12 protein-coding genes are annotated in these 12,238 nt (G+C 70.8%); 7 read left to right on the top strand and 5 right to left on the bottom strand.

All coding sequences use genetic code 11. The features are described 5' to 3' along the window. Positions 1-7: 7 nt before the first annotated feature. The 3 genes from bluB (at position 8) to FKO37_RS16210 (ending at position 4,221) form a co-directional block, all read left to right on the top strand. Positions 8-667, top strand: a complete 660-nt coding sequence (gene bluB / locus FKO37_RS16220) for a 5,6-dimethylbenzimidazole synthase (RefSeq protein WP_238604895.1) — start codon at positions 8-10, stop codon at positions 665-667. A gap of 18 nt (positions 668-685) precedes the next feature. Further along, entirely contained in the window at positions 686-3,781 is a 3,096-nt protein-coding gene (locus FKO37_RS16215) for an arabinosyltransferase domain-containing protein (protein WP_238604894.1), read from the top strand. A 128-nt stretch (positions 3,782-3,909) separates the two neighbouring features. Then, a complete protein-coding gene (locus tag FKO37_RS16210; protein ID WP_238604893.1) occupies positions 3,910-4,221 on the top strand; it encodes a GNAT family N-acetyltransferase in 312 nt (103 codons plus the stop codon). Between the two features lie 37 nt (positions 4,222-4,258). Here the strand turns inward: FKO37_RS16210 and FKO37_RS16205 are convergent, their stop codons facing one another. Beyond that, positions 4,259-5,413, bottom strand: coding sequence for an MFS transporter (locus FKO37_RS16205; RefSeq protein ID WP_238604892.1), 1,155 nt, complete (start codon positions 5,411-5,413; stop codon positions 4,259-4,261). Between the two features lie 54 nt (positions 5,414-5,467). Between FKO37_RS16205 and FKO37_RS16200 the strand changes: the two genes are divergently transcribed. Next, entirely contained in the window at positions 5,468-6,256 is a 789-nt protein-coding gene (locus tag FKO37_RS16200) for a helix-turn-helix transcriptional regulator (RefSeq protein WP_238604891.1), read from the top strand. Here FKO37_RS16200 and FKO37_RS16195 read toward each other — a convergent pair. Beyond that, complete coding sequence (locus FKO37_RS16195; protein ID WP_238604890.1) at positions 6,156-6,659, bottom strand: hypothetical protein; 504 nt, start codon at positions 6,657-6,659, stop codon at positions 6,156-6,158. The two genes, FKO37_RS16200 and FKO37_RS16195, sit on opposite strands and share 101 nt — an antisense overlap. 47 nt (positions 6,660-6,706) lie before the next feature. On the opposite strand from FKO37_RS16195, the gene FKO37_RS16190 reads away from it, so the two are divergent. Continuing rightward, positions 6,707-7,135, top strand: a complete 429-nt coding sequence (locus FKO37_RS16190) for a MarR family winged helix-turn-helix transcriptional regulator (protein ID WP_051729372.1) — start codon at positions 6,707-6,709, stop codon at positions 7,133-7,135. On the opposite strand, the gene FKO37_RS16185 is transcribed toward FKO37_RS16190, so the two are convergent. From FKO37_RS16185 to FKO37_RS16175, 3 genes are read right to left on the bottom strand one after another with little or no spacing between them, the layout of a single operon-like run. Beyond that, positions 7,126-8,643, bottom strand: a complete 1,518-nt coding sequence (locus FKO37_RS16185) for a precorrin-2 C(20)-methyltransferase (RefSeq protein WP_238604889.1) — start codon at positions 8,641-8,643, stop codon at positions 7,126-7,128. The two genes, FKO37_RS16190 and FKO37_RS16185, sit on opposite strands and share 10 nt — an antisense overlap. After that, positions 8,640-9,263, bottom strand: coding sequence for a precorrin-8X methylmutase (locus FKO37_RS16180; RefSeq protein ID WP_037354494.1), 624 nt, complete (start codon positions 9,261-9,263; stop codon positions 8,640-8,642). The genes FKO37_RS16185 and FKO37_RS16180 overlap by 4 nt, the downstream gene beginning before the upstream one ends. Continuing rightward, positions 9,260-10,384 carry a nitrite/sulfite reductase gene (locus tag FKO37_RS16175; protein WP_238604888.1) on the bottom strand — a complete coding sequence of 375 codons (1,125 nt, stop codon included), beginning with the start codon at positions 10,382-10,384 and terminating at the stop codon, positions 9,260-9,262. The genes FKO37_RS16180 and FKO37_RS16175 overlap by 4 nt, the downstream gene beginning before the upstream one ends. Before the next feature lie 96 nt (positions 10,385-10,480). Here FKO37_RS16175 and FKO37_RS16170 point away from each other — a divergent pair, with 96 nt between their 5' ends. Both FKO37_RS16170 and FKO37_RS16165 read left to right on the top strand, forming a co-directional pair. Then, the gene (locus FKO37_RS16170) at positions 10,481-11,386 is read left to right on the top strand and encodes an ABC transporter ATP-binding protein (RefSeq protein ID WP_238604887.1); all 906 of its coding nucleotides are present in this window, start codon (positions 10,481-10,483) and stop codon (positions 11,384-11,386) included. Then, entirely contained in the window at positions 11,383-12,237 is an 855-nt protein-coding gene (locus FKO37_RS16165) for an ABC transporter permease (RefSeq protein WP_238604886.1), read from the top strand. The genes FKO37_RS16170 and FKO37_RS16165 overlap by 4 nt, the downstream gene beginning before the upstream one ends. The last annotated feature ends 1 nt before the right edge of the window (position 12,238 follow it).

The following is a 12,238-nucleotide window of genomic DNA, read 5'->3' as shown; positions in this document are numbered from 1 at the left end:
TGAATCAATGAACGCCATGTTTTACGAAGTCCTGCACCGGCGCCGCGACGTCCGCGCCGAGTTCACCGGCGAACCGATCGACGACGCCGTCCTCACCCGGGTGCTCGAGGCCGCGCACGCCGCGCCGAGCGTCGGGATGAGCCAGCCGTGGGACTTCGTGCTCGTCCGCGACCCCGCCACGCGCGAGGAATTCGCCCGCCACGTGCACGAGGAACGCGACGTGTTCGCCGCGTCCCTCGACGGCGAGCGCGCGGAGACGTTCGCCAGGATCAAGGTCGAAGGCATCCGCGAATCGAGCCTCGGCATCGTCGTCACCTACGACGAGCAGCGCGGCGCCCCGGCGGTGCTCGGGCGGCACGCGATCGCCGACGCCGGGCTGTACTCGGTCTGCCTGGCGATCCAGAACCTGTGGCTCGCCGCGACCGCGGAAGGACTCGGCGTCGGGTGGGTGAGTTTCTACCGCGAACCCGTGCTCGCGGACCTGCTCGGCATTCCCGCCGGGATCCGCCCGGTGGCCTGGCTTTGTATAGGACCGGTAACGAATCTGGCCGAGGTTCCCGACCTGGAGCGGCACGGCTGGCGCAGCCGCGCGCCGCTGGCCAGCGCGTTACACCACGAGCGGTTCACCCCGCGCGACGAGGGGTCCGCGCAACCGCGTCAACCCTGACCCAATAGATTTCCTCTAATGCGTCCGATTGCCGTAGTGCTGGGGTTGCTTTCGGCGCTGTGCGCCCTGGCCTATCCCTTCCTGCCGGTCGTGCAGGACACCGCGGAAGTCGTCTGGCCCGTCGCCTCCGACACGCGTTCCGTCAACGCGCCCTTGACCGGGTACTGGGCACAGGACCTGAAGGCCGAACTGCCCTGCGAGACGATCCGCTCGCTCGACGCGCGCACGAACGGTCCCGCACTGCTGTTCTCGACCGTTCCGGACGGGCGCACCGGCAAGCACGCGGCCAACGGCGTCGGCATGCAGCTGCGCGTCGACAACGGAGTGCTGCTCGCGTCCAGCCAGGGCCAGCAGATCGCGCAGCAGCCGCTGCCGCAGGACGGCTGCAAGGTCACGCTCGACTCGGACGCGACCCAGATGACGCTCTCGGTCGGCAAGACCTCGATCTTCCACACCACCGGCGACGTCCGGCCGCGCGTGCTCGGCATCTACTCCTCGATCACCTCCGCGCGCGACCCGATCGCCGGGCTGCACGTGTCGGTCGTCCCGGACACCCGCTACCAGACCTCGCCGACCACGCTGAAGATCGTCGTCGGCATCCTCGCCGCGCTGTCGTTCCTCGGCTGCCTGATCGCGGTGTGGCGGATGGACTCCGGCTTCGCCCGCCGCGCGCCGCGCTGGGCCCCGGTCGGCTGGTGGCGGCTGACCGGCCGCGACGCGACGGTGTTCGGCGTGCTCGGCGCGTGGGTCTTCATCGGGCCGGTGACCTCGGACGACGGCTACATCCTCACCATGGCCCGGGTCACCGAGGCCACCGGGTACCTCACGAACTACCACCGCTGGTTCGGCGTCGCCGAGGCCCCGTTCGGCTGGTTCTACCACCTGTACGAGCTGATGACGCACGTCAGCACGGTGCCGCCGTGGATCCGGCTGCCCTCGTACCTGCTGGGCGTGATCAGCTGGCTGCTGATCAGCCGCGAGGTGATGCCGCGGCTGGGCACCCAGGTCCGCCGCAGCCGCGCCGCGGGCTGGGCCGCCGCCGCGGTGTTCCTGGTCTGGTGGATGCCCTACAACAACGGCGTCCGGCCGGAACCGGTCGCCGCGCTCGGGTCGCTGCTGGCGATCTGCGCGGTCGAACGCGCCCTGGTCACCCGCCGCCTGCTGCCGCTGTGCCTCGGGCTGACCGCGGCCGCGTTCACCCTCGCCGCGACGCCGACCGGGCTGATCGCCGTAGCGCCCTTCCTGGTCGCCGGGAAACCGCTGTTCAAGCTGGTCCGGCAGCGGTCGGCGAGCGGCTGGCTGCCGATGCTCGCGCCGATCCTCGCGTCCGGCTTCCTGGTGCTCGTGGTGATGTTCGCCGACCAGACGTTCGCGACGGTCGAGGAGGCCACCCGCATCCGCACCGCGGTCGGCCCGAACCTGTCGTGGTTCCAGGAACTCGCGCGGTATCAGTTGCTCTTCGAGAACCTGCCGGACGGCTCCGCGCCGCGCCGGTTCCCGGTGCTGCTCGTGCTGCTCTGCACGGTCACCTGCCTGGTGGTGCTGCTGCGCCGCGGCCGGATCCCCGGCGCGGCGCTCGGGCCGAGCCGCCGGCTGATCGGCACCACCGCGCTGTTCTTCCTGCTGCTCGCGCTGACCCCGACGAAATGGACGCACCACTTCGGCGCGTTCGCCGCGGTCGGCGCGTCGATGGCGGCGCTCACCGCGCTCGCGACCAGTTCCACCGTGCTGCGCTCCAACCGCAACCGAGCCGCGTTCCTCGCCGTGCTGCTGGTGGTCGGCGCGCTCGCCGCGACCGGGCCGAACACGTACTGGTTCGTCTCGCGGATCGGCGTGCCGTGGACGAACGTCGCGCCGTCGATCGGCGGCATCCCGCTGTCGACGATCCTGCTCGCGGCCGCCGCGATCGCCGGGATCTACGCGTTCGTGGAGAACATCCGCGCGCACCGGCCGGGCCCGGCGCTGACCCAGCAGGAGGGCCGGAGCCGGTCGCTGCGGCTCGGTTCGCTGTCGCTGGTCGTGGTGTGCGGCCTGGTCGCGGCGGGCGAGATCTACACGATGGGCGCGGCGATCTACTTCCAGCGCGACAGCTACAGCCTCGGCGCGGCCAACATCGGGCACCTGTTCGGCAAGAGCTGCAACCTGTCCGACCACGTGATGGTCGAGCGCGACGCGGCGAAGAGCATCCTGCACCCGCAGCCCGAACAGCGGACGGTGCCGGAGAAACCGGTGACGCAGAACCCGCCGAACCCGCTGCCGAGCCCGGACCAGGACAACGGCCGGATCCAGACCGGCTTCCACACCAGCCCGGTCGACGACAAGGACCCGCTGGCCGAACCGCCGCACGGGTTCAAGCAGGACCAGGTGCCGATGTGGAGCAGCTACCTCGACACCCAGACCCGCGCCGGACGGCTGCGCAGCGACTGGTACGCGCTCACCGACCGGACCGAGAACGGCCAGATCGTGGTCGCCACCGCGAGCCAGCCGCGCCGTCCCACGTCGGTGAGCCTGGAGTACGGCGTGAACACTCCCGAGGGCGTGCGCGTGCTGCGCGGCCAGTTCGCGCTCCCGCCCGGCGCGGGCACCGGCGGCTGGAACGACACCCGGATCAACCTGCGCGACCTGCCGCCGGAGACCACGTCGGTGCGGATCGTCATGGTGGACAACGACCTCACCGAGGACGGCTGGATCGCCGCGTCCGCGCCGCGCGTGCCGACCTTCACCACGCTCACCGACAAGCTCGCGGGCAAATCGGTGTACATCGACTGGCCCGCGTCGTTCGTGTACCCGTGCGCGAACCCGGTCACCTCGCACGACGGCATCTCCGCGATGCCGGACTACCGCATCACCGCCGGCCAGCTCGCCGACGAGGCGAAATGGGCGTCCAGCACCAACGGCGGCCCGAACGGCTGGCTCGAGGAGATCGCCGACGAGCCCGAGGTGCCGAGCTATCTGAACGGGCAGCCGTACCAGTCGTGGGGACAGCTGCTGCAGATCGAGCCGTACACGACCGGGGTGGCGCCGACGGTGCGGCACGGCGAGAAGACCGTGTGGGGCTGGTGGTCGCCTGGACCCGGGCCTTCGCAGCCGAACGGCAAGGACCCGACCCGTTAACCGGGTTGGCTGCCTTGGGGAAGGTTGCGTGACAACCGCTCGGTTCGGCGCTCTCGAGTTCGGGCCACGCCTCGAAATATCTTGTCGAGGGCCACGCGAGGCTGCACCCGGCGGTCACCGGCGGGCTGGTGACGGGAGTGCTCGACGCGGCAGTGCGGGACCGGCTCGCGACCGTCGAGACGATCGCCGTGCATCCCGACCACCAGTCCCAGGGCATCGCGACCGGCCTGCTGGAGACCGTCCTGCCTCGGCTGCGCGACCTGGGCGCCACCGAAGTGGACGCCTGGACCCGGGGCGAGGAAACCGCTCGCGCCGTTCGCCCTGGCCCGGGATTCACCGTCGCCGGGGCCTTCCTGCACGCCGACGCGGCCCGCGAGCAGCAGTTGCGGGACACGTTCACCCGCGTCTACCGCTGCCGACGCTTCCACCGCCATCTCTGACACGACGAGGCTGCGCGTCACCGCCACGGTTGACCGCTCACTGCGGCTCCCGCAGCCGCCGCGCCGCGAACACCGACACCGCGGGCAGCACCGCCAGCGCCAGCAACGCCCACTGCAACCCGACCGCGTTAGCGAGCGCCCCCACGGCAGGAGCGGCCACCCCGCCGACGCTCACTGCCAGCCCGAGCGTCACCCCGCTGGCGGTCCCGAGGCGGTTCGGCAGATAGTCCTGGCCGAGCGTGACATGCAGCGAGAACGGCACGTACAACGCCAGCGCCGCCAACGCGATCAGCGGGAACACGCCGTACCCCGGCAAGAGCGCGATCCCGGCGACCGCGGGCACTGACACGACATACGCGAGGTAAACCGTCCGGATCCGCCCCCACCGTCCGGCCAGCACCCCGCCGAGCAGCGTGCCCAGCGCGCCGACGCCGAACAGCACCACCAACGCCACTTCCCCGGCGAGCACGCTGCCGGTCCGCTGCGCGACCCAGATGGCGAGGAAGGTGTTGAGCGAGAAGGCAGCGATGGAACGTCCGACGACCACCACGGTCAGCCAGCCGAACTGCTGCCAATCGTCGCGCCCGGTGTGCGCCTTGTGCCCCGCCGCGGAATGGACGTCGCTCATCCGCCGGAACAACGCGGCGATCACCACCCCGGCGACGAGCGCGGGCAGGACCAGATACGGCGTCGCGCCCAGCCCGCCCGCCTGCAGCACCGGGGTGACGACGATCGGCCCGAGCGCGAAACCGACGTTGCCGCCCAAGGAAAACCAGCTCATCCCGACGTGCCCGCGCCCGGCGATCCGGCGCGCGATCCGCGCCGACTCTGGGTGGTAAGCGGCGACGCCGAGACCGGACAGCGCGATCGCGAGCCAGGTCAGCGGGTAGGAATCGGCGAGCCCGGACAGCCCGATCCCGGCCCCCGCGACCGTCATCCCAACGGGCACGAGCCACGGCATCGGCCGCCGGTCGGTCAGCACCCCGAACAGCGGCTGGACCACTGAGGACAGCAGCGTCGCGGCCACCGTGATCCCGGCCGCGGCGAGGTAGCCGTAATGCCGCTCGGCGACGAGAAACGGGACGAGTGCGGGGACCGCGCCTTGGTAGAGGTCGTCGACCGCGTGGCCGAGCACCATCAGCGGCATCGGCCAACGCGCGGGACGCGTCGGAGCGGGAAGGGTCGTCGTCACTCGATCATCGTCAGGCCCGGACCTGCCTTCGCGATTCCGTTATTGTGCCGAGTTGTGTCGATTTCCAGCCACCTGCCGACCGCGCCCACGAACACCCGCGACCTGGCGGCCACCACGGGCATCGCCGAGCACTGGCACGACGAGCACCAGATCGTCTACGCCAGCAGCGGCGTGCTGGCCGTGCACACGGACCGGTCGCGCTGGATCGCACCCGCACACCGAGCGCTGTGGATTCCGGCGGGCACCGTGCATTCCCACCGCGCATACGGCGTCACGCGGCTGCATCTGTTCGGCTTTCCGCAGGAACTGAGCCCGTTGCCGGTGACCGAGCCGACCGTCCTCGCGGTCACCCCGCTGCTGCGCGAACTGCTGATCGCGTACACCGAACTCGGCGACGACCGCTCGACCCCGGCAGGCCAGCGGATGCGGGCGGTGCTGTTCGACCAGCTCACCCTCGCCCCGGAACGCCCGGTGCAGGTGCCCGCCGCGCGCGATCCGCGACTGGCCGCCGTGTGCCAGTTGCTGGAGGAGGATCCGTCCGACTCACGCAGTTTGGAAGCACTGGGCCGCACGGTCGGCGCCAGCGGCCGGACGCTGACCCGGCTATTCCGCGCGGACACCGGCATGACGTTTCCGCAGTGGCGCACCCAATTACGGCTCTACCACGCCCTGCGACTGCTGGTGGAGGGCCGGTCAGTCACCGCGGTGGCGCAGTTGTGCGGATTCGCCACCACCAGCGCGTTCATCGACGTGTTCCGGCGCTCCCTCGGGCATACCCCGGGGTTTTACCTCCACAGTGGACAACCCGGTGACGCACCACGAGACTCGCCGCGAGCCGGTTGACGCCGAACGAGACGAGAATGAGCCCAGTCGCGTCGAGCAACTGCGCACCGAGGACGCTGGCCAGCGCGAACGAGCCGATGCGGATCGCGAGAAACACCGCCCACAACGCGATTCCCGGGCCGGTGAGCCGGTATTGCAGCCCGCCGGCCCGCCGGAAGCGCGTCACGTACCCCATCGCGGTCCCGGTGCCCGCGACCAGCACGAGTTCGCCGGCCAGCAGCCAGTCCGCCGACTGGAATCCGCCGTCCAGCTCGAAACCGAGGCAAACCAGCCCTGCCGCGATCACCGCCAACGGCATCACCAGCATCCGCCGCGGTTCGGCGGACCGCCACTGGAACTGCCGCACGATCAGGATCCCGACCGCGAGCGCGATCAGCACGTCGTCGACCATCGCCAACTCCATCACTAGTGATGCTTCCTCGAATGTATCACCAGTGATTGAATACGGCCATGCGCGCCGCCGACCTGCACCTCCTCGCCCGCACCCTGCGCGAGATCGCCCTGACCAGCACCGGGAACACCGGCACGGACCAGGTCAACGCGGGAGAGCTGGCGGTGGTCGAGGACGTGTCGCGCAACCCCGGCGCGACGATCAGCGACGTGACGCGCCGGACCGGGCTGGCGCAGAGCCTCGTTTCCCGGATCACGCACCGGATGGCGGACGCGGGCGTCCTGCGCGTGCGGCCCGACGAAACCGACCGGCGCAAGTCGCGGCTGGAGATCGAACCGTCCGCGCGCGAGATGTTCCGCACCCGCGCGGACGGTTCGATCGCCTCAGCCCTCGCCGCGCACGCACCGAAACTCAGTGCCGCGCAACGGAAAGAACTCACCCACCACCTCGCGGAGGCGGAGCGGCTGCTGCGCGAAGGTCAGGAATAACTCCGCGGCGTCCACACGATCGACCGCCCGTCCGGGCCTTCCTCCACCACCGTGCGCGACGAGCCCACGATCAGCAGGCACCGCATGTCCACAGTAGACGGATCGAGCCCGCCCAACGTGGTCACGCGAATGTCCTCCTCCGGCCCGCCGACATCCCGGGCCACCACCACGGGCGTCTCCGGATCCCGGTGCCGCAGCAGGACTTCCCGCGCGTTGGCCAGCTGCGTCACCCGAGTCCGCGAAGCCGGGTTGTACAGCGCCAGCACCAAATCCGCCGCGCCAGCCGCGTCGAGACGGCGTTCGATGATCTCCCACGGCTTCAACCGGTCCGAAAGGGACAGTACGCAATAGTCGTGTCCCAGCGGCGCACCGACCCGGGACGCGGCCGCCTGTGCCGCCGTCACCCCGGGCACGATCCGTACCCGCGCGCCGGTGCCGTTTCCGGCCGAAACCTGTTCCAGCACCGCCGAAGCCATCGCGAACACGCCCGGGTCCCCGGACGACACCACGGCCACCCGCGCACCGGTCGAAGCCAGCTGCAGCGCCTCGACCGCCCGGTCCGCCTCGACCCGGTTCCCCGACGCGTGCCGCTGCTGTCCCGCCCGTTGCGGAACCCGTGCGACATACGGCCCGTAGCCGACGATGTGGTCCGCTGCCGCCAGTTCGGCCGACGCTTCCGGCGTCAGCCACTCCGGCCCGGCCGGACCGAGCCCGACGACCACGACCTCGCCGCCTTCCACCGGAACCGGAGCCGAAGAAGCAGCCGCGGGCTCACCCTCCACTCGCGACTTGTAGGCCGGACTCGGCAAGAGCGCCAAGGAAAAGTACGGCACCGACTCCGGATCGACGTCCGCGAACGGCTCCACCCGCTGCTGTCCCCAGGTCGCCCGCTCGATGTACCAGGCGTCGTCGAGCTTGCCCGACTCCGCGAGCGCTTCCCGCACAGAACCGAAAGTACGGCCCAGTTTCAGCACCGCCGCCGCTTCGGTGTCCGCCAGCCGACGCGCCAATTCGGGCGCTGGCAACGTTCCCGGCAGCACCGTGAGAACTTCGTCGCGCTGCACCAACGGACGGCCGAGCACCGACGCCGCCGCGCTCACTGACGTCACGCCGGGCACCACCTCGGCTTCGAACCGTCCGGCGAGCCGCTCGTGCATGTACATGTAGGAGCCGTAGAAGAACGGGTCGCCTTCGCACAACAGCACCACGTCGCGTCCCGCATCGAGGTGCTCGGCGAGTTTTTTCGCGCTCAGCTCGTAGAAATCGGCGATCGCGCCCTCGTAACCGCCGGGATGATCGGTGGTCTCAGTGGTGACCGGATAGACGAGCCGCTCCTCCAGCTGCCCCTCGCGCAGATACGGCTCAGCCACCGACCGCGCGATGCTGCGCCCGTGCCGCGCGCTGTGGTAGGCGATCACGTCCGCCTCGCCGATCAGCCGCGCCGCTTTGACCGTCATCAGTTCCGGGTCGCCGGGTCCCAGCCCGACGCCGTACAGCCGCCCCGTCATTCGACCGCGCTCGCAATCGCGTTCACAGCACCGACCGCCATCGCACTGCCGCCGCGACGGCCGTGCACGACCAGGTACGGCGCGGGCGCGCGCTTCGCCAGTTCCACTTTGGACTCCGCCGCGCCGACGAACCCCACCGGGACCCCGATGATCGCGGCCGGTGCGCCGACGCCCTCGTCCAGCAGTTCCAGCAACCGGAACAACGCGGTCGGCGCGTTGCCGATCGCCACCACCGAACCGGGAAGCCGGTCCCGCCACAGTTCCAGCGCGGCGGCCGACCGCGTGGTGCCGAGCCGTTCGGCCAGCCCGGGCACGCTGGGGTCGTCCAAAGTGCACACGACGTCGTTCGCCGCGGGAAGCCGTTTGCGCGTGATGCCGCTGGCGATCATCTTCGCGTCGCACAGGATCGGCGCGCCCGCCTCCAGCGCGGCGCGGCCCGCCTCGACCACGTCGAGCGAGTACCGCAGGTCGTCGACCAGGTCGACCATGCCGCAGGAGTGGATCATCCGGACCGCGACGCCCGCGACGTCGTCGGGCAGGATCGCCAGGTCCGCCTCTTCGCGGATCGTGGCGAACGAGTGCCGGTAGATCTCGGCCCCGTCCCGCAGGTAGTCGATCACGAAGGTCCCTTTCTCGCCAACGCATCCGCCAACTCGGACGCCGGGGTCCAGCGTCCGTCGACACGGTAGCCGCCGGGTTCGGCGACAACGTCGCGGTGGGCGCCGGACGGTCGTCCGCACCGCCGTGCACAGCCCGAGACGTGCACCCGCTCCCCGTCCGCGACCAGTGTCGCCGCGTCCGCGCGGACGTCGGCGAGAGACTTCGCACACCCCGGCGCCCCGACGCAGGCGCTAAGCTCCGCCGTCGCCGGATCCGTCGAGAGCCCGGCCGCGTGCAGGCGTTCGACGTCCGCGCCGCCGGGCAGCAGCACCGAACGCCACGGCGTGACCACGGCGTCGCCGAAGTCCGCGAGCGTGCGCAACTGAGCGGCGGTCAACTGCCCGAACCTCGGCGCGACGCCCACCGCTTCGCCGCCGTCGTCGCGCCGGATCCTCCCGACCGTCGGGTCGATCCGCGTCGGACGTGCCTGGGGCGCTTCCCGCGGACCGTCCGGCAGCAGTGCCGAAGGATCGGCCAGTTCCCCGATCCGCCATGCCGAACCGCGCGTGCGCGCAAACGTTTCCGCCACCGTGAGCAGCGCGGACACCGCCTCGTCCCGCGGCACCAGCCAGCCGGAATCAGCCCCCGCCAGGAGCACCACCCCGGTCGACGAACTCACCGCACGCCAACACACGTCAGTGCCCACGACGTCGCCGCGACCGTCGTCAAAGCCGAACAGGAACCGCCCGGGCAGCTCGGCGAGTTCGGGCCGCGCGCACAGCGCACGATCCAGCGTCGCGGAAAGACCCCGGACGTCCGCTAGCCCGCCGCGTACCCCGCTCAACGGCGAGGCCAGCACGTTCCGCACGCGCTCGTGACTGGGCGACGGCAGCAGCCCGGCGTCGGTCAGCCGTCCGGCCAAGCCCGGCCGGTGCACGCCGCGCAACTGGACGTTGGCTCGCGAGGTCAGGTGGACGTCGCCGTCGCCGAGGTCTTCCGCACAGGTTGCCAACGCGCGCAACCGATCCGCGGTCACCACGCCGCCGGGAAGCCGGACCCTGGCGAGCGGCCCGTCCGCCGCGTCGTGCGTCGCGAAGACTCCAGGGCAGGCGTCGGCGCGCACGCGGGCAGGGCTGGGCATGGCGCTCACTGTAACCCGCGGCTGTTTTAACAGGCTTGCGATCAGATGTAGTACATCTGCTACATTTCATCGCACAGGCAGGATGGGGGTCATCCAATGAGAGATCTAGCGGACACCGTGCTCCGCGTCGAAGGCCTACGCATGCGGTACGGCGCGAACGACGTGCTGCACGGCACGTCGTTCACCGCGCACCGCGGCGAGGTGCTGTGCCTGCTCGGCCCGAACGGGGCGGGCAAGACCACGACGATCGAAATCCTCGAGGGGTTCCGCATGCGGTCCGCAGGCGAGGTGTCCGTGCTGGGCACCGACCCGGCACGCGGCGGCGAGGACTGGAGGGCGCGGCTGGGGGTCGTCCTGCAGTCCTGGCGCGACCACGGGAAATGGCGCGTGCGCGAGCTGCTCGACCTGCTCGGGTCGTTCTACTCGCCGTACTCCACCGACCGGATCCGGCGGCCGTGGGACACCGACGAGCTGATCGAGGCGGTCGGGCTTTCCGAGCACGCGGGCAAGAAGATCCGGATGCTGTCCGGCGGGCAGCGGCGCAGGCTGGACGTGGCGATCGGCATCGTCGGCCGCCCCGAACTGCTGTTCCTGGACGAGCCGACCGCCGGGTTCGACCCCATGGCGCGCCGCGATTTCCACGAGCTCGTGCACCGGCTCGCCGACGACGACACGACGATCCTGCTCACCACGCACGACCTCGACGAGGCCGAGAAGCTCGCCGACCGGATCCTGATCCTGAGCGGCGGCCGCATCGCCGCCGACGGGTCGCCGGACCAGCTGAGCAGGCAGATCGCCGGCGAGGCCGAGGTGCGCTGGACGCTCGACGGACAGCGGTTCGTGCACTCGACCACGGAGGCGACGAAGTACGTGTACGAGCTGTTCAAGCAACACGGCGAAGCGGTCGCCGACCTGGAGGTCCGGCGCGCGTCGCTGGAGGACACGTACCTGACGCTCGTGCAGCGCGCGGAATCCGGACTGGCCCCGGCGGGTGCGCTATGACGGCGTCGGCGCAGCGGACCGCGGCGCGGGTGGGGCTCCGCCGCGGGTTCATCGAATTCCGCCAGCAATGGACGAACCGGGACGACTTGCTGGGCCAGATCATCTGGCTGGGGATGATCTTCGGCACGCTGATCTTCATGCGCGGCGCGCAGTTGCCCGGCACGTCGTTCTCGCTGGGCACGGCGACGGTGCCGAGCGTGATCGGGGCGGGCATCGTGTTCAACGGCCTGTCCGCCGTCGCCGGGGCGCTGATCGTCGACCGCGAGGACGGCACGCTGCTGCGCGCCAAGGCGACGCCGAACGGGATGCTCGGCTACCTGATCGGCAAGGTCACGACGTTCTCGATGGTGCAGGTCGCGGGCATCGTCGTGATGCTGGTGCCGTCCCTGTTCCTGTTCGAGGGGCTGGCCCCGGACGGGTTCTTCTCGATCCTGCACCTGGTGTGGGTGCTCGCCGCGGGCCTGGTCGCGACCATGCCGATCGGCGCGGCGATCGGCTCGCTGATCCAGGATTCGCGGATGATGGCCCTGGTCATGCTGCCGATGCTCGGGCTCGGCGCGATCTCCGGGATCTTCTACCCGATCACCGCGCTGCCGGTCTGGCTGCAGGACGTCGCGCAGGTCTTCCCGATGTACTGGCTCGGCCTCGGCATGCGTTCGGCGCTGCTGCCCGACCAGGCGGTCGTCGTCGAAATCGGGCAGTCGTGGCGGCCGTGGGCGACCCTGGGGGTGCTGCTCGCGTGGGCCGTGATCGGATTGGTGCTGGCCCCGATCCTGCTGAAGCGGATGGCCCGGCGCGAATCGGGGTCGTCGGTGGCGGCGCGACGGGAAAGGGCACTTCAGCGTGTGTGAG

This window comes from Amycolatopsis sp. Poz14 (genome assembly GCF_006704225.1).
GTDB classification, from domain to species: Bacteria; Actinomycetota; Actinomycetes; order Mycobacteriales; family Pseudonocardiaceae; genus Amycolatopsis; species Amycolatopsis nivea.
Note: the sequence above shows the minus strand (reverse complement) of the source record. Positions and strands in the feature narration are given on the sequence as shown.